The 18,473-nt window shown below is 72.3% G+C and carries 10 protein-coding genes; 3 read left to right on the forward strand and 7 right to left on the reverse strand.

From position 1 onward, the window contains the following. The 3 genes from ACFQ79_RS21580 to ACFQ79_RS21590 all read left to right on the forward strand — a co-directional run. Positions 1 to 5,499: amino acid adenylation domain-containing protein (locus ACFQ79_RS21580; RefSeq protein WP_383585859.1), on the forward strand; the 5,499-nt coding region annotated here is incomplete at its 5' end. A gap of 103 nt (positions 5,500 to 5,602) precedes the next feature. After that, the gene (locus tag ACFQ79_RS21585; protein ID WP_383585861.1) at positions 5,603 to 6,739 is read left to right on the forward strand and encodes a flavin-containing monooxygenase; all 1,137 of its coding nucleotides are present in this window, start codon (positions 5,603 to 5,605) and stop codon (positions 6,737 to 6,739) included. Continuing rightward, positions 6,736 to 7,170 (forward strand): hypothetical protein, encoded by a 435-nt coding sequence (locus tag ACFQ79_RS21590; protein WP_383585863.1) that lies wholly within the window; start codon positions 6,736 to 6,738, stop codon positions 7,168 to 7,170. The genes ACFQ79_RS21585 and ACFQ79_RS21590 overlap by 4 nt, the downstream gene beginning before the upstream one ends. Before the next feature lie 224 nt (positions 7,171 to 7,394). Here the strand turns inward: ACFQ79_RS21590 and ACFQ79_RS21595 are convergent, their stop codons facing one another. The 7 genes from ACFQ79_RS21595 to ACFQ79_RS21625 form a co-directional block, all read right to left on the reverse strand. Continuing rightward, complete coding sequence (locus tag ACFQ79_RS21595) at positions 7,395 to 9,077, reverse strand: long-chain fatty acid--CoA ligase (protein WP_383585865.1); 1,683 nt, start codon at positions 9,075 to 9,077, stop codon at positions 7,395 to 7,397. A gap of 202 nt (positions 9,078 to 9,279) precedes the next feature. Beyond that, the gene (locus tag ACFQ79_RS21600; protein WP_383585867.1) at positions 9,280 to 9,834 is read right to left on the reverse strand and encodes a hypothetical protein; all 555 of its coding nucleotides are present in this window, start codon (positions 9,832 to 9,834) and stop codon (positions 9,280 to 9,282) included. Between the two features lie 167 nt (positions 9,835 to 10,001). Next, the gene (locus ACFQ79_RS21605) at positions 10,002 to 12,911 is read right to left on the reverse strand and encodes an NHLP bacteriocin export ABC transporter permease/ATPase subunit (RefSeq protein WP_383585869.1); all 2,910 of its coding nucleotides are present in this window, start codon (positions 12,909 to 12,911) and stop codon (positions 10,002 to 10,004) included. Between the two features lies 1 nt (position 12,912). Then, positions 12,913 to 15,219 carry an NHLP family bacteriocin export ABC transporter peptidase/permease/ATPase subunit gene (locus tag ACFQ79_RS21610; RefSeq protein ID WP_383585871.1) on the reverse strand — a complete coding sequence of 769 codons (2,307 nt, stop codon included), beginning with the start codon at positions 15,217 to 15,219 and terminating at the stop codon, positions 12,913 to 12,915. A gap of 44 nt (positions 15,220 to 15,263) precedes the next feature. Next, positions 15,264 to 16,070, reverse strand: a complete 807-nt coding sequence (locus tag ACFQ79_RS21615) for a hypothetical protein (protein WP_383585873.1) — start codon at positions 16,068 to 16,070, stop codon at positions 15,264 to 15,266. A 128-nt stretch (positions 16,071 to 16,198) separates the two neighbouring features. Beyond that, complete coding sequence (locus ACFQ79_RS21620; protein ID WP_383585874.1) at positions 16,199 to 16,417, reverse strand: hypothetical protein; 219 nt, start codon at positions 16,415 to 16,417, stop codon at positions 16,199 to 16,201. A gap of 480 nt (positions 16,418 to 16,897) precedes the next feature. After that, positions 16,898 to 18,391 (reverse strand): MFS transporter, encoded by a 1,494-nt coding sequence (locus tag ACFQ79_RS21625; protein WP_383585876.1) that lies wholly within the window; start codon positions 18,389 to 18,391, stop codon positions 16,898 to 16,900. Positions 18,392 to 18,473: the final 82 nt, after the last annotated feature.

Raw genomic sequence — 18,473 nt, forward strand, 5'->3', positions numbered from 1 at the left:
GGCGCCACCATCGACTGGCCCACACTCCTGGACCCCTACCAGCCCCACACCGTCGAACTCCCCACCTACCCCTTCCAACGCCGGCACTACTGGCTCGAACCGGAAGCCCCGTCAATGGCGCCCGGCGCGCCCCGTCCGGCCGTACCGACTGCCGAGTCGGCAAGCCTGCTGGGCGCACGACTGCCGTCCTCGCCGCTCGCGCAGGCGCAGTTCTCCCCGCCGCTCGACCCGTCGGCGCACCCCTGCCTCGGCGACTTCGTGGTCGGCGGGCGGCCGGTGGTCAGTGCCGGTGTGTTCGTGGAGTCGCTGATCGAGGCGGTCACCGAACTCTCGGGTCCGGGACCGGTGTCCATCGAGGATCTGGAGCTCCCCGCCGATCTGGCGCTCGCGCCGGACGGCACCGACCGCGCCGCTCAACTCATTTGGAGCGACGGCCGGTTCAGCTACTTCGCGCAGGATTCGACCGGCGGCTGGCAGCTGCACGCGCAGGCGAAGGCCCAGTCGGGTGCGGCGCCCGCGCCGACGGTGGCGCTCGCGGCGGGCGGGTCGGGCCGTGAGCTGACCGGCGACGAGCTGTACCGGCTGCTGTGGCAGCGCGCCCTGTACCTGGGCTCCGCCGCCCGCTGGGTGGAGCGGATCAGGCTGGGCCGAAACGAGGCCACCGCCGAGATCCGGTCCGCGGTGCCCGGCGAGACCGAGGCGTACGTGATCCACCCCGGGCTCGTCGACGCGATGTTCCAGACGGCGCTGGCCTGCTTCCCCGCGGACGGCCCTGCGCTCGTGCCGGCCGGTCTCGAACGCTTCGTCCACTATGACCGCGGCGGCCCCCAGGACGGGCTCCGATGTCATGCCGAACTGTTCGAAGGGGGCACCCGGGCACGTATCCGGCTCGTCTCGGCGAACGGCCGACTGGTGGCCGAGGCCGACGGCGTACGGTTCGTCCCCGCCCTGACCCGGCCGGTGGCGGAGGGCGAGACGGCACAGGCGCCGACGGCGCACCACGTGCCCTCGGCCGTGCGGACCCCCGCTCCGGAGCCCGAGGCGCGGCCGCGCGTCCTGCCCCCGGCTGTCTCCACCACGACGGCCTCGGCGGAGGGTGCCGAGGCGACACCCGCCGTGGAGCCCGACGCGGCGCGGGCCTTCGTGACGCGGACCGTCGCGCGTGCCCTCGGGACGACGGCGGCCCGGCTGGACGCCCAGCAGTCGCTGCAGGCACTCGGTCTTGACTCGCTGATCGCGATGAAGATCCGGACGTCGCTGAACAAGGAGTTCGACGTCCTGCTGCCGATGGCCGCGTTCCTCGAAGGCCGCAGCACCGAGGACATCGCCGACGACGTCCTGGCCGCCCTCGGCTCCGACACGGAGAACCCCGCGGGCACGGAGCCGGAGATGGAGCCGGCGACGGAGCCGGAGACGGAGATAGAGCCGGGATCGCCGCAGGTCGACGGTGAGGCCGTCATGACCGAGGACGACTCGGAGGAGGACGATTCCGGGGCCCATGAGCCGTTCGGACTGACCGACCTCCAGCAGGCCTACCTCGTGGGCCGCGGCGACGCCTTCGAACTCGGCAACACCTCCACGTACTTCCAGATCGAGATCGACCTGGAGAACGTGGATCTGGACCGGCTCGGCGCGTCCTTCCGGGCGATGATCGAACGCCACGACATGCTGCGGGCGGTCTTCACCGCAGAGGGCGAGCAGCGGATCCAGCGCGACGTCCCGGCCTATGTGATCCGGGAGACCGACGCCTCCGCCCTGGAACCGGCCGAGCGCGAGGCCGAACTGGTCGCCGTGCACGAGGAGATGCGGCACCAGGTGTTCGACACCACGCGCTGGCCGCTGTTCGACGTGCGGGTGACCCGTGTCGACGAGCGGGTGATCCGGCTGCACGCCGGCTTCGACGCCCTGATCATCGACGGGTTCAGCACGTCGATCCTGTTCAAGGAGTGGGCGGCGCACTACCGCGGGGAGACGCTGCCCGAACTGCGGCTGCGCTACCGGGACTACGTCAGGGAGGCCCGCGCCCTGGAGGCCGGTCCCGAGTACGACCGGGCGCTCGCCTACTGGCGCGACCGGCTGGACACCCTGCCGCCCGCTCCCCAACTCCCGCTTGCGGTGGCCCCGTCCAGCCTGGAGCGGCCGGTGTTCAACCACCGTGGCGCGACCCTGGCCAAGGAGGACTGGGACCGGTTCAAACAGCACGCGGCGGCCGCAGGGGTCAGCCCGTCGGCGGCCCTGTGCACCGCGTACGCTCAGGTCATCGCGGAGTGGAGTGCCACTCCCGACTTCTCCCTGAACCTGCTCTACTTCAACCGGCTGCCGCTTCACCCGCAGGTCGGCGACGTCATCGGTCAGTTCTCCACGACCCTGATGCTGGAGATCCGCGACGCGGCGACCGACTCGTTCGCCGTCCGCGCCTCCGCGGTCCAGAGCCGGCTGTGGACCGACATGGAGCACAGCCAGGTCAGCGGTGTGCAGGTGCTCAGGGAGCTGAACCGGGCGCGGGGCGCCTCGGTGCGGGCCGCCGCGCCGGTCGTCTTCACCAGCCTGGTGAACATGGCCGGTCAGCAGGACGGCGAGCGCGGTGGAGTCGTGCGGCACCTCGCCGGGATCGGTGAGAACGGCCGCCAGGTGAGCAGTTCGGTCCGCACCCCGCAGGTGTGGCTCGACCACCAGGCGGTCGAGGAGGCCGGTGAGCTCCTCCTGAACTGGGACGTGATCGAGGAGCTGTTCCCGGCGGGCTGCATCGACGCGATGTTCGCCGCGTACCAGCGGACGCTGCGCGACCTGTCCCGCGACGCGGGGGCCTGGCAGCGGCCCAGGCCCACCCTCGCGCCCGTCGCCGATCTGGACGTACGGGCCGAGGCCAACGCCACCGACGGGCCGGTGCCCGACGGGCTGCTGCACGACGCCGTGCTCGCCCGGGCGGCGGAGACGCCCGACGCGCCCGCGGTCGTCACGGGGTCGCTGACCCTGACGTACGCGGATCTCGAGCGCAGGTCCCACCGGGTGGGTCAGCGGCTGCGCGCGCTGGGGGCCGGCCCGGGCGACCTGGTCGGCATCGTCATGGACAAGGGCTGGGAGCAGGTCGTCGCGGCCCTCGGGATCCTGCGGGCGGGTGCGGCGTACGTGCCGATCGACGCCCGGGTGCCCGCCGAGCGGCTGCATGTGCTGCTCGACAGCGCCGGGATCGGCCGGGTGGTCACCCAGCCGTGGGTGGACGACGTCGCCGACTGGCCGCAGGGTCTGGCCAGGACCGTGGTGCGGGCCGACGAAGAGGCCGATGGAGGGGCAGCGGGGCAGGGCGACGGCGTCGGCCGGGAGTCGGACGGCGGGCTCGAACCGCTCGGGCCGTCCGGCGCACAGCCCACCGACCTGGCCTATGTGATCTTCACGTCGGGCTCCACCGGGCTGCCCAAGGGCGTGATGATCGAGCACGGCGCTGCTCTGAACACGATCGTCGACGTCAACGAGCGCTATCGCGTCACCGCGGCGGACCGGGCCATCGGACTGTCCGCGATGCACTTCGACCTGTCGGTCTACGACGTCTTCGGACTCCTTTCGGCGGGTGGCGCCCTGGTGCTGCCCGAGCCGTCGGCGCACCGTGAGCCCGCCCGCTGGGCGGAGCTCGTCATCGAGCACGGGGTGACGATCTGGAACAGCGTGCCCGCGCTGATGGAGATGTTCACCGAGCACGCCCTCGCGAACCGGCTCACGGGGCTGCCGCTGCGGCTGGTCATGATGAGCGGGGACTGGATCCCTGTGAACCTGCCGGGCCGGATCCGGCTGCTCCTCGAGGACGCCGAGCTGTGGAGCCTGGGCGGCGCCACCGAGGCGTCGATCTGGTCGATCCTGCACCCCATCGGGGAGGTGAACGAGGACTGCGTGAGCATCCCCTACGGCAAGGCGATGCGTAACCAGCGCTTCCACGTGCTCGACGGCGCGATGCGACCGTGCCCCGTGTGGGTGCCCGGCGACCTCTACATCGCCGGGGTCGGTCTGGCCCGCGGGTACCTGAACGACGAGGCCAAGACCAGCGCCGCCTTCCTGCACGACCCGGTCACCGGTGAGCGGCTCTACCGCACCGGCGACCTGGGACGCTTCCTTCCGGACGGCACCATCGAGTTCCTCGGCCGGCAGGACTCGCAGGTCAAGATCCAGGGCTACCGGATCGAACTGGGCGAGGTGGAGGCCGCGCTCACCCAGTGCGAGGGCGTACGGGCCGCCGCGGTCGTCGCGGCGGGCGAGCAGCACGGGCCCAAGCGGTTGATCGCGTACGTCGTCCTCGACGACGGGCGCGACGACACCGAGCAGCGGATCACCGAGTCGCTGCGCAAGGTGGTCCCCCAGCATCTGGTGCCGCAGCGCATCCTCGTCCTGGACGAGCTGCCGCTCAGCGACAACGGCAAGGTCAACCGGGCGGCGCTGCCCGCTCCCGACGAGGTCGCCTTCGAAGGCGCCGGCTTCGTCGCCCCCCGCGACGAGGTGGAACGCCGGCTCGCGGAGATCTGGGCGGAGTTCTTCGGCGTCACCGAGGTCGGGGTGACCGCGAGCTTCTTCGACCTCGGCGGGGACTCGCTGCTCGCGGTGCGGCTGATGGCCAGGATCGCCCGAGGTCTGGGCCGCAGCCTGCCGCTGTCCAGCCTCTTCGCCCGGCCGACGATCGAGCTGCTCGCCCAGGCGGTCCGGCAGGCCGGCAGCGTCGAGGACGGCCGCCGGGCGCTCGTGCCGGTCCGTACGACGGGCCGGAGTGCTCCGCTGGTGTTCGTCCACCCGGTCGGCGGTGACGTGCTCTGTTACGCGGAGCTCGCCGAACTCCTCGGACACGACCAGCCGTTCTACGCGCTGCAGCTCCCGGACACGGAGCTGCTGAGCGTCGAGGACATGGCCGCCCACTATGTCGCCGCGGTCCGTGAGGCGCTGCCCGACGGCCCGTACCGGGTCGGGGGCTGGTCGATGGGGGGCGTGATCGCCCTGGAGATGGCGGTCCAGCTGACGGCGGCGGGGGCCGAGGTGGAACTGCTCGCCGTGGTCGACCTGATGGAGCGGCCCGGCCCGGCCGAGGGCGCGCCGGTCTCCGACGAGGTGCTGCTGTCCTGGTTCGCCCGGGATCTGGCGGGCCTCGCCGGGGTGGAGTGGGAGCTGCCGGCCGAGGCGTTCGACGGCCGGCCGCCGGTGGAGGTGCTGCACGCCGAGGCACGTGCGGCGGGGGCGTTGTCCGAGGACATCGACCTCGACACGCTGAGTTCCATCGTCGGCCGGTTCCAGAGCAACTACCGCGCCCTGCTGCGGTACGCGCCCAGCGCCTTCGCCGGCCGGGTGCTGTCGTTGCGGGCGGCGGACGGCGGAGCGTCCGTCGAGACCGCGTCCCGCTGGATGGAGTACTTCCCCGGCGACGCCGCCCTCGTCGACGTACCCGGCGACCACTACACGGTCATGCGCGGTGAGCGGCTGCGGGTCCTGGCGGACGAGTTGCGCCGGGCTCTCGACGCCCACTGAACCGACCCGGCCGGGCCGCCCTTCCCGGCGGCCCGGCCGATCCACCCCGGACCGGTCCTTCCGGTGCCACGGGTCCAGGTCCAAGAAAGTGAGGACGATCGGTATGGGAATTGATCAGGCCGACCCGGTACGGCGGCAGGCCGGTGAGCGGACGAGCACGCTCCCGGCCGCCGTGCCGGTCGCCGTCGTCGGAGCGGGCCAGTCCGGGCTCGCCGTCGGGTACTACCTCCGGCGGGCCGGCGTGGAGTGTGTGCTGCTCGACGCGGGCGGCGAGGTGGGCGAGACGTGGGATCGGCGCTGGGACTCGCTGACGCTGTTCACGTCCGCGCAGTTCTCCGGGCTGCCGGGCCTGCCCTTCCCCGGCGACGGGAGGCACTACCCCGGCAAGGACGAGGTGGCGGCGTATCTGCGGGACTACGCCGAGCGGTTCGACCTGCCGGTGCTGCCGGACCACCGGGTGCTTTCGGTGCGCAGGGACGGTGACGGCTATCTGCTGAGCACGACGCGCGGCGACTGCCGGGCCGGGCAGGTCGTGATCGCGACCGGGGCGTTCGGCATACCCCGCCTCCCGGAGTTCGCCGCCGCGCTGAGTCCGGACGTGCCCACCCTGCACACCGCCGAGTACCGGAGCCCCGCGCAGGTGGCGCCGGGGACCGTGGTGGTCGTCGGCGACGGCAACTCCGGCCGGCAGATCGCCGCCGAGCTGTCCGCGACCCACGACGTGGTGCTGAGCTGCGGCGAGGCCGTGTCACCGCCCCTGCCGCAGACGGTCGTCGGCCGGGACATGTTCTGGTGGATGAGCGTCCTCGGGGTGATGCGTCTGCCCGTGAGCATGCAGGCGCCCGACCCGGTCGTCGGCGACCGGGTGCCCGAGCTCGTCGCGGCGGGCGGGATCCGGACCGTGGGCCGGATCACCGCGGCGGAGGGCGCCGAGCTCCTGGTCGCGGACGGCGAGCGCGTCAAGCCGTCCACGGTGATCTGGGCGACGGGCTTCCGCACCGACTGGAGCTGGCTCGACCCGGAGATGCTCGACGACGACGGGCAGCCGCGGCACACCGAGGGCACGGGAGCCGTGCCCGGCAGCCACTACCTGGGGCTGTACCGGATGCGTACCCGGGGCTCGGCGCTCATCGGCTTCGTCGGCCGCGACGCCGAGCACGTCGCGACGGCGCTCGTCGCCACCGCCCGGGGCGAGCACACCACGACCACTCCGCCCACGACGGAAGGCCAGGCGTCATGACCAGTGCCACCTCCACCGAACTCGATGTGCTGGGGGCGCTGCTGGCGTTCGACTTCATCGGGTTCGCCCAGAAGTCGGCCGCTCTCGACCCCACCGGACCGCGGTACGGGCAGGCGGTCGGCGTCGCCTTCGGGCTCGCGGCCCGTCGGCGCTTCCCGCAGGGCGCGACACCGGGGGAGATCAGCGGGTACGTCGCGGGGGTCCTCGGCTCGCTGGACGCCGGCGCGGAGGACTTCGACCCGGCGTTCCTGGAAGGCCTGGTCGCCGCCGGACTCGACGAGGGCTCGGCGCCCGGCGGTGAGCACCCGGACCCCGAGACGACGATCCAGGCCCGGCTCGTGCTGACGCTCCGGATGGTCCGGGAGCTGGGTCTCGACGCCGACCGGCAGCGGGAGCTGCTGGCCGAGACGGCGGACCGGCTGGCGGCCTGAGGCCGGTCACCGGGCCGGGAGCGGTGCCCCGGACGGTCCTGGTGCTCCAGGGCGTCCGGGGCGCCGCTCCGCCGCTCAAGCTCCCGGGGCGCTCCGCCGCTCAAGCTCCCGGGCGCTATGTCGCTCAGGCTCCCTGGGCTCCGCGCCGTCGTTCACTCCCCGGGCGCTCCGTCGTTCACTCCCCGGGCGCTCCGTCGTTCACTCCCGGCGCCCCGCGCCGTCGTTCACTCCCCGGGCACCCCGGATCCCGTGGGCGTCTGCGCCCCGGAGTCGTCCGGGCCCGGGAGCCAGACGTCCAGCGCCCCCTCCGCGTACAGGGTCCGCACGGCCCGCTTGTCGTACTTGCCGACGCTGGTCTTCGGCACCGCGTCCACGAAGGACCAGCGCTCCGGCACCCACCAGCGCGCCACCCGTCCGGTCAGGAACTCCCGCAGCTCGTCCCCGCCGGCCTCGGCGCCCGGCACCAACGACACGCAGGCCAGGGGGCGTTCCTCCCAGCGCGGGTCGGGCACACCGACCACGATGGCCTCCAGGACCGCGGGGTGCTCGATGATCGCGTTCTCCAGCTCGATGGTGGAGATCCACTCGCCGCCGCTCTTGATGCCGTCCTTGAGGCGGTCGCTGACCACCACCCAGCCGCCCGGCTCGATCACGCCGAGGTCGCCGGTGCGCAGCCAGCCGTCGTGGAACTTCTCCGGGGAGTCGGGGGTGTTGTAGTACGAGCCGGTGACCCAGGGTCCGCGCAGCTCCAGTTCGCCCACCGAGGTTCCGTCCCAGGGCTGTTCGGTGCCGTCCTCGGCGATCAGCCGCACGTCGACGTACGGCATCACGCGGCCGCTCTTGGCCAGCCAGCCGACCTCCTCCTCGTCGGGGGTGCCGTACGGAGGGACGGCGAAGGTGGCGAGGGGGCTGGTCTCGGTGAGTCCCCAGCCCTGTGTGAGGCGGACCCCGTAGCGGTCCTTGAGCCGCTGCAGGAGGGCGCGCGGCGGGGTCGCGCCGCCGCAGCCCGCGAGCCGTACGCCGCTCAGGTCCAGCGGGTGCTGTTCGCCGTGGTGGACCAGGCTGTTCCAGATCGTGCAGATCGCGGCCACCGCGGTGGGCCGCTCCTCGTTGATGATGCGGACCAGGTCCGGGGTGTGCAGCTGCCGGCCGTTCATGATCAGGTCGGAGCCGGCGAGCCAGGCGGAGTACGGCCAGCCCCAGGCGTTGGCGTGGAACATCGGCACGATCGGCAGGACCCGGTCGCCTTCGTGCATCGCGAAGCCGGAGCCGCCCGAGACGCCGAGGGTGTGCAGGGAGATCGAGCGATGGCTGTAGGCCACGCCCTTGGGGGCCCCGGTGGTGCCGGTGGTGTAGCAGAGCGCGGCCGCCTCCCGCTCGTCCAGGTCGGGCCAGACGTAGCCGGGCCGCTCGGCCGCGAGCAGTTCGTCCCAGCGGTGCACGGCGATGTGCCCGGGCAGGTCGACCTCCGGCGCGCCGCCGATGACGACCACGTGGCGTACGCTGCCGAGCCGGTCCCGCAGAGGGGTGAGCATGTCCTGGAGGGTCGAGTCGACCAGCAGGACGGAGTCCTCGGCATGCTCGACGATGTAGCCCAACTGGTCCGGGTGGAGACGGAGGTTGAGCGTGTGCAGCACGGCGCCCATGCTCGGTACGGCGAGATAGGCCACCAGGTGTTCGGGGGTGTTCCAGGCGAGCGTGGCGACGCGCTCGCCGGTCTGCACCCCCAACCCGGCCAGTGCGGCGGCGAGTCGTTCGGCCTGGGCGCCGATGTCGGCGAAGGTCTGTAAGGACCGTTCGTTCTCCGCGTCGGCACATCGGATCACCCGGCTGTCCGCGTAGACGCGTTGCCCGTGGGCGAGGAGGTCACGGACGAGCAGCTCGCGGTCCTGCATGGTGCTCTTCATGGTGCGGCCCCTTGGAGGTTGCGCCGTCAGAAGGGCGGAGCCGGCCCCGAGGGTGGAGCCGGCTCCGGGAGTGGTGACGGCTCTGAAGGTCTGGTTCTGGTGATGTGATTCCGAAGGCACGGTGCCGGGGGTGCGATCGGAGCGCGGGTGACGGCGGCGCGCCGTCACCCACGACCGACCGGCCCGCGGCCGGTGCGTCGGATCAGCCCAGGTACTGGATGTCCCCCACCAGCGTGGCGCTGACGTGGTCGTGGTCGAGGAGGTTGACCCGGGCGTTCATCTTTCCGCTGCCGGCCACCATCGCGTAGTTGCCGGTACCTCCGGTGATCTTGAACGTGCCGGCCGGGTAGACCAGGGTGGCCGTCGACACCGGCGCGGTGAGCGCGTAGCTGAAGTTGAGCTTGTCGCCGTCGGCCTCGGTGAGCGTCAGCGTCCCCTTGATGTCGTACTTGCCGGGTATGGTCGCGAGACACACCACCTCGGTCTGGGACCAGGTGGCGCTGCCGACCGGCTTGCCGGTGGCGGTCCCCGTCCCGACCACGTTGTAGCCGTTACAGCCCACGGTGTCCGGATGCGTGGTCGCGACCACGCTGAAGTTCGAGGCGATGTCGACGGTGGGCAGCCAGGTGTCGGCGACGATGCCCGCGCGGTCCGTCTCGGTGGCGAACGTGACGCCCGCCGTTCCGCCGGTGACGAGTAAGGCCGCGGCCGCCACCGCTGCGGTACGCGCGAGCCATCGGTTCGTGAGTCTTGTCATCTTCTCCCCCGGAATGATGCAGAAATCGACCAACTGCGCCTATATGAAGGCCTGTTGGGGACAGCTTCCCTGATCGAAAGCCCTTCCGTCGAGGCATTCCGGCTTTTCCTTCCGGGAGGCACGGATTCCGAAATGTGCCCTCTCCAGGTATCCGCGCGGACCGCCCGTCAGCCGAGCTGGCGGCGTACCAGCGCGTGGAACGGACCGCCCGTGTCGGCGAGGAGTTCGGCCGGCGGTCCCTGCTGGGCGACCCGGCCGTCCGCCATGACGATCACCCGGTCGGCGTCCATGATCGTGGACAGCCGGTGGGCGATCACGACGCGCGTCGCGCGCAGCGTGCGCGTGGACTCGATGACGACGCGCTGGGCCTCGTTGTCCAGGGCGCTGGTGGCCTCGTCCAGGAAGAGGACCCGCGGCTTGCGGATGAGGGCCTGGGCGATCATCAGCCGCTGACGCTGGCCGCCGGAGACCGTGCCGCCGCCGTCGGAGAGCATGGTGTGCATGCCCATGGGCATGGCCTTGATGTCCTCGGCCAGACCGGCCATGGCGGCCGCCTCCCAGGCCTCCTCCGGGGCGTACGGCTCCGCGCCGCGGATGCAGTCGAGGATCGAGCCGGAGAACGGCTGCGCGTTCTGCAGGACGACGCCGCACTGCCGGCGCACGGCCGTCCGGTCGAGCGCCGCCAGATCCTGACCGTCGTACAGCACACTGCCCGCGGCCGGCCTGTCGAAGCCGATGAGCAGGCGGAGCAGGGTCGACTTGCCGCAGCCGCTGGCCCCGACGATCGCGACGAACTCGCCGGGGCGCACCTGGACCGACACGTCGTCCAGGACGAGCGGACCGTCCTCGGTGTACCGGTAGGACAGGTTCTTCGCCTCGACCGCCCCGCTCAGCACCCCCGGCCGGGTGCTGGAGCCTCGCACCTCGGGGGTCTCCCGGAAGACCGGGCCGATCTGCTCGAACATCGGCTGCACGGCGGCGGCCGAGACGAGCGCGCCGGTCAGCTGGGTGACCGAGGAGAGCAGGATCGTCACGGCCGTGCTGAAGGTGAGGAACTCGGCGGCGGACATGCTGCCCCGCGCCGGTCCCGCGAGCAGCATGAACATCACCAGCATGCACAGCGGCGGGCAGACCGCGTTGAGGACGGTGATGACGTTCTTGATCCGGCCGATCCGCTGCTGGAGTTCCCGGGTGCGGGCGAACTCCCGTGCCCAGGCGGCGTAGGCGAAGCTCTCGGCGGCGGCCACGCGCAGCTTGGGCAGCCCCCGCAGGGTCTGGAACGCCTGGTTGTTGAGCTTGTTGCCGAGGGTGAGCAGCCGCCGCTGGTACCGCAGCTGCCACAGCCCGAGGCCCAGGAAGAGGGCCGCGACGACGAACAGCATGGCGAGCGCGACCAGGGCCAGCGGCACGCTGTAGAAGAGCAGCAGGACGAGGTTCATCGTGCCGACGGTGCTCGCCTGCAGACAGACCGAGCCGATGCCGGAGAGCACGCTGCGGATGGCGCTGACGCCCATGGCGGCACTGGCCAGCTCCCCGGTGGAGCTGCCGGCGAAGAACGTCACCGGCAGCCTCAACAGCCGGTCCCAGACGGCCGGTTGCAGGGTGGCCTCGATACGTCCCTCGACCCGCAGGATCGCGATGTTCTGCAGCAGCATGAAGGCCGCCGAGACGACACCGGCCGCGACGAGCGCGAGGGCCGTCTGCACGATGAGACCGTCCTCGGCGCGCGGTACGTACTCGCCGAGGACCTTGCCGGTGGCGAGGGGGACGAGCGCACCGAGGCCGACTGCGACAAGCCCGCCCACGAGGAGGCTGCGCAGGTCGCCGCCGGTCCCCCGCAGGCTGAAACGGAGCAGCCGCGCCAGGCCCGGCCTCCCGTCGGGCAGCGGGCGGTAGAACATGACGGCGCCGGGTTCGAACGTGCCCTCGTCCGCGGCGTCCACGCGTTCCCTGGTGCCGTCGGCCGGGTCGACGGCCTCGTACCCGCCGCGTCGCCACAGCAGGGCGACCGGAGCGCCGTCCTCCTCCCGCCGCCCCACCAGGGGTCCGCTGTTCTCGCGCCACCAGCGTCCGTGGAGGCTCACGACCCGGGTGCGGATCCGTGAGGCGACCGCGATGCGTTCGACGGGGTCGGTCCCCCCGGTGTCGGCGCCGGTCCCGACCGGCTCCGACAGGGTGATGCCCGCCTCGCGGGCGACCAGCCGGCACACGGCGAAGGCGGCGTCGTCGCCCCCGCCGCGCCCGGCCGCCCCGCGCGACCGGCCGCCAGGGCGGCCGATGGAGGCGAGCAGGGCCTGGTCGGCCTGGGTGCGCGCGGCCTCGCCGGCCTGGATGCCGGCCGCCGTGCGGTCCTCGTGGGCGCGCTCGGCCTGTTCGATCCAGTGGTCCAGGGCGTACAGCAGCCGGTACTGCTGGTCGACCATGCCCTGCCACATCGCCCCGTCGACGAGGAGCGCGGCCGCGGTGTCGTACCCGTCGTACCCCTCGTACACGGCGCCGTAGCGGACGCTGCCCGGGGTGATCTGCATCCACAGCACGTCGTCGTCGGCCGCGCCCGGGCCGGCGGTGGCGCGGCTCTCGAGGGGGGCCTGGTAGAGGACGCGCAGGCCGCGCCCGATGCCGAGCGCGAAGGCGTTCTCCAGGGGACTCAACGGCACCTCGCCGACGCCGTACGCCCCCTGCCCGTATCCCCCGTGGCCGTACTCCCCCGGTCCGTACTCGCCCTGGCCGTACTCCCCCGGTCCGTACTCCGCCTGTCCGTACGGCTGTAGCTCGCGCAGTTCGACGCGGCGCAGCAGGCAGCCCTGGAGGGGGCGGCCGATCAGGGTGTGGCCGGGGCCCTCCGCCGGGCCGAGCAGCAGCGTGCCCGGCGCCAGGCGGCCCAGGAAGTGCCAGTGGCCCTCCTGCGCCGCGTCGATCGCGAACAGGTCGAGCTCGCCCTCGACGACGAGCCACAGCACGAGCGGCCCCTCAAGCGAGAGGCTGCGCATGCCCGTGCAGTCGAGGGGCGTGCCGAGCCCGCCCAGGGCGGCCACGACGGGGTCCGCAGCGACGGGTGCGGGGTGGGGGGACGTCACCTCAGTGCTCCTTGACCAGTTCGGCGTACGCGCCCCGCGCCGCGAGCAGCTGCTCGTGCCGCCCGCGCTCGACGACGGTGCCCCGCTCCAGGACGACGATCTCGTCGCTGTCGCGGACGGTGCTCAGCCGGTGGGCGATGACCACGCAGGCGCAGCCCCGGCGCCGCAGGTTGTCGATGACGAGACGTTCGGTCGCCGCGTCCAGGGCGCTGGTCACCTCGTCGAGGACCATGACGCTGGGACGGCGTACCAGCGCCCGTGCGATCTCCAGGCGTTGGCGCTGGCCGCCGGAGAAGTTGTGGCCGTCCTGCTCGACCCGGCTGTGGATGCCGCCGGGGCGGCGCGCGATCACCTCGTACACGGCGGCGTCCTGGAGCGCGGCCACGACGGCCTCGTCGGGGATGGAGGGGTCCCAGAGGGCGACGTTGTCGCGGACGGTGCCCTCGAAGAGGAAGACGTCCTGGTCGACGAAGGAGACGGAGGCGGCGAGCGCGCCGCGCGGGATGTCCTCGAGACGCATGCCGTCGATGCGGATGGCGCCCTCCCAGGGGGCGTAGAGCCCGGAGATCAGCCGCGAGACGGTGGACTTGCCGCTGCCGGAGCCGCCGACCAGCGCGACCTGCTGTCCGGGGCCGACCGAGAGCGAGAAGTCCTGCAGGAGCGGGGCGTCCAGCGGGCTGTAGCCGAAGGTGATGCCGTCGAGCACCACGTGGCCCTTGAGGCGGCGGGTGGCGGCGGGCGGCTCGCGCCGTGAGTAGATCGGGTCGACGGGGAAGTTCTCGACGTCCTTGAGCCGGGCGACGTCGGCCGCGAAGTCCTGGATGCGGCCGGCCACGCCGTTGAGCCGGGTGATCGGGGTGGTGAAGCTGGTGATGAGGGCCTGGAAGGCGACGAGCAGACCGACCGAGAGGTGCCCCTCGACCGCGCGCAGGCCGCCGATCATCAGGATCAGCGCGCTGTTGAGCGCGGCAAGCGTCGGGGCGACGACCGCCAGCCACATGCTGGGGACGCCGAGCCGCTGCCGCACGTCGAGGGTGACGGCGTGCTGGCCCGCCCAGCGGCGGAAGAAGCCGTCCTCGCCGCCGGTGGCCTTCATCGTCTCGATGAGCTGCAGACCGCTGTAGGAGGTGTTGGTCAGCCGGGCGCTCTCGGCGCGGAGCTTCTGGGTGTCGGTGGCCCTCACGTGGATCACGATCCGCATGGCCACGACGTTGAGCAGCGCGATGCCGATGCCGACGACCGTCAGCTGCGGGTCGTACGTCCAGAGCAGTACCGCGTAGAGGACCACGACCACCGCGTCCACGCCGGCGGCGGCGAGGTCCCGTGCCAGTGTCTCGGCGACCGCGTCGTTGGACTGCAGGCGCTGCACCAGGTCGGCCGGGTTGCGCTGGGAGAAGAAGGCGACGGGAAGGCGGAGCAGATGCCGCAGGAAGCGGGCGCTGCCGAGCGTGGAGGAGATGATGCGGCCGCGCAGCAGGTTGGACTGCTGGAGGAGGGTGAGCACCGCCGTGAGCAGCAGGGCCGCCGCCATCGACGCGAAGAGCACGCCGAGCAGTGAGGTCTGCTCGCCGATCAGGAACATGTCGATGTACGTCCGGCTCAGCGCGGGTACCGCCGCACCGACCACGACGAGGAGGAGGCTGGCGAGCACGGCGGCGAGCAGGGTGCCCGAGGTGCCGCGCAGGCGGGCGGGCATGGCGCCCATGACGCCGGGCTTCCGCCCGGTGCGGCGGAAGCCCTCGCCGGGCTCGAAGGTGAGCACGACGCCGGTGAAGCTGGTGTCGAACTCGTCCATGGGCACGAAACGCCGCCCCTTGGCCGGGTCGTTGATGTGGACGCCGCGGCGGCCGAGGCGGCGGCCGATGCCCTCGTAGACGACGTAGTGGTTGAACTCCCAGAAGAGGACGGCCGGCGGCCCCACTCCGGCGAGCGCGGCCAGGTCCATCTGCATGCCCTTGGCCTTCAGGCCGTAACTGCGGGCGGCCTTGAGGAGGTTGCTGGCGCGGGATCCGTCGCGGGAGACGCCGCAGGCGATGCGGAGCTCCTCCAGGGCGACGAACCGGCCGTAGTGGCCGAGCACCATGGCGAGCGCGGCGGCGCCGCACTCCACCGCCTCCATCTGCAGCACGGTGGGGGTGCGGACGGGGCGGGGGGTACGGCCCTTCGGGACGGGCCTGCGGCGCCGGGGGCTTCGGCCGGCCGGCTCGGGGCGGCGGCGCCGGCTGCCGCCCTGCGGCACGGGGCGGTGCCGCCGGTGTCCGGAGGACGGGAGCCGGGGGGGCTGGGTCGTGTCGGGCGACGCGGTCACGGGTGCGGCCAATCGAGCTGGGGGGTCGTGTCGGGCGGGCGAGGTCACGGGAGCAGCCAGTCGACGGGGCGCTGGGCGGCCAGGTGGACGGTTCCGGTGACGGGCGTCGTGGAGTCGACGGCGTACGGGGGCCCGTCGGCCGAGGACCACCGGTAGCCGGACGGGGTCGCGGCCGAGCGCTCCAGCTGGACGAGCACCGCGACCGGGTTGCCGTTCCGGGCGAACTGCGCGGCGAGCCTGCTGTCACCGAGGAAGCCGCTGATCTGCGCCGGCGTCTGGGGGGCGCGGCCGACCGCCTTGACCCGGCCGCGGAGCACACCGAACCGCTGCTGGGGCGCGGACTGGACGCCGAGGTCGACCTGGGCGCCGACGGGGATCGCCGCACCGCTGCCGCCGGGCACGTAGAGCAGGGCCACCAGCGGGTCGTCCGGGTTCTTCACGCGTTCCACGGTCGCCACATCGGCGCCGGTGGTGACGACGAGACCGGTCTTGGCGAGGAGGGTCGTCACCCGCCCTCCGTCGACCACGCGGACGTCCCGGTCGCCCTGTGCCGTCCGGACCGTGAGCAGGGGGGTGTCCGGGGACACCAGCTGTCCCTCCTCGGCGTGGACGGCGGTGACCTGTCCCGCGAACGGGCTCTGCAGGAGGTAACTGCCCTCGGCCCGGGTGAGAATGCCGGGTGCGCTCAGCTTGGAGGACACGGATCCGGTGAATGCCCAGAAGGTCGCGGCGGCCATCACGACGACGGTGACCACGAGCACGAGCCGGCCCTGCGGGCGCGCGAACCGTACCGGCAGGTCGAGTTCTTCGGGCGATTGCAGCTTGGAAAGCGCCTTCTGACGGAACTGCACGGACTCTTCCTTCGACTGCATTCTTCACGGGGTTGCCGAATTGACCGGCAGAAGCCGCTTTCCATGAGCGGGAAGGGCAGCCGTGAACCCCGGAACGGAATGCGTTCCGGGGTTCACGGATGTACCGCTCAGAGACCGGCGACACCGACGTTGACACCGGCGAGGCCCGTGACGACGCCCGGCAGGGACTGCACGCCCTGGACGGTCTGGAGCGAGGTCACGGTGCCGAGGACGGTGCTGACGTCGCCGACCACGGCACCGGCGAGGCCGCCGGAGATGGCGAGGCCGCCGGAGACGGCGTCGAGCTCGGCGTCGGCGATCTCACGGGTCTCGATGTCGTTACGCATGTGTGCGCACCCTTCAATTCGTGTGAATGTTTTTACCCCGGCCGGAATCAAGCACCGTTCCGACGGCGGCCGCGATGTGCTGATGTAAGCACGCGAACGGGTTGCCCGGCCAACCGAGTTGACGTGCCGCGGCACACGAATTCATCACCGAATCGATGGGCGTTTCGATCTATTTGACAGATCGCCAGGAGATCACCACAGGTTCTCCGCAGGATCGAGTAACAGAAATGGGCCCCCGGTCGCCCTCGCGGAACGCAAGGGGACATAGGCCCCTGAAGCGGGGGGAGGGCGGCCGCCGGGTCGAGCGGCGACACAAGGGGAAGGATCCCCTCCTCTTGCACGATGTGAAGATTCGCCGGAGCGACGCTCGGTGAGGAGGTCGGCACCGCGGGTGCCGACCCGACTCCGGGCGCCGCTCCGGCGAAGAGACCTCGCCGCTCCGGCGAAGACCTCGCGGCTCCGGCGAGGAGACGACCCCGGCTAGGACACCGACGCCTTCTCGGGAGCGGGGGCGGCGGCCGACGCCGTCTCCGCGGCCGGGCGTGCCGCGGCGCGCGTCCGCAGGCCGAGGCCCGCGATCAGCGCGACCAGGGCGAACGCCGCGGCACCGATCCAGAAGGTGAGGGTGAAGCCGGACTCCGCCGGCAGCGGCGGGACGCCGGCCGGGAGGTGCTCGATGGTCTGCGAGGCGAGGATCGTGGTGACGACCGCGCTGCCGATCGCGCTGCCCGTGGAGCGGGAGATGGAGTTGATGCCGTTGGCGATGCCGCTCTGGTGGTGCGGGACGCTCGACATGATGACGGCCGGCATGGCCGCGTAGCCGAAGCTGACGGCCGCGCCGACGACGACCCCGGCCCCGATCACCGAGGCCGTGTGGCCGTGGCCGAGGGCGAGCCAGGCGAAGCCGACGGCGCCGAGGCCCGCTGCCAGGGCGAGGGCCGTGCGCGGTCCGCGGTGGCGGACCAGCTGGCCGCCGATCGGGGAGGCGAGCAGCGAGACGATCGCGCCGGGCAGCAGGAACTCCACGGAGGCGCGCAGGATGGACGCGTCGAAGCCGTAGCCGGTGAGGGCCTCGGGCATCTGGACGAGGTAGGAGACGCCGAGGAAGTTCGCGAACATGCCGAAGCCGACGAGGATGCCGGCCAGGTTGGCCATGAGGACCGGGCGGTGGACGAACATCTTCATGTCGACGAGCGGTTCGCGGACCTTGCGCTCCACGAGGACCCAGACGACCGCCATGACGGCCGCGCCGGCGAAGCTGCCGAGCGTCCGCGCCGAGGCCCAGCCCCACTCGTGGCCCTGCGAGATGGGCAGCAGGAGCAGCAGCAGCGTGATGCCGAGGGTGAGCGCGCCGAGGAAGTCGGTCCGGCCGCCCGTCTTGTGGCGGGTCGCGGGGACGAGGAACACGACCGCGAGCAGGGCGAGCGCGGCGAAGCCGGTCGCCATCCAGAAGGCGCTGCGGTAGTCGGCGTCGGAGCCGGAGGTGAGCAGGCCGGTCGCGACGAGGGCGAGGCCGCTGCCGAAGGCGAGGGTGCCGCTGACCAGGGACATGGCGCCGGGCAGCTTCTGCGGCCTGACCTCCTCGCGCAGGACGGAGAGGGCGAGCGGGAAGATCGCGGTGGCGGCGCCCTGGAGGACGCGGCCGAGGATCAGCAGGGGCAGCGAGGTCGCGAGGGCGGCGACGACGGAGCCGACGACCATGACGCCGAGGACGGCGACGAGGGTGGGCTTCTTGCCGTGCTGGTCGCCGAAGCGGCCGAGGAGCGGGGTGAACACGGCGGCGGAGAGCAGCGTGGCGGTGGTCACCCAGCTCACGTTGGCCGTGGAGGTGCCGAGGTCGGTGCGGATGAGGCCGAGGATCGGGACCGGCAGCGTCTGCATCATCGAGACGACCATGGCGGCGAGACTCAGGGCGAAGACGATGACCGTCTCGCGCCGGGCATCGGCGACGGGCGGTGTGGGGGCATGACTCATGGCAGGGAGGGCCTTTTCCGGTGACGCGGGAGCTTCAGATCATCGATGTTTGATGTCATCAAGTACTTGCCCGAAGGTAGAC

It is taken from the genome of Streptomyces sp. NPDC056480, from assembly GCF_042795405.1.
Taxonomy (GTDB): domain Bacteria; phylum Actinomycetota; class Actinomycetes; order Streptomycetales; family Streptomycetaceae; genus Streptomyces.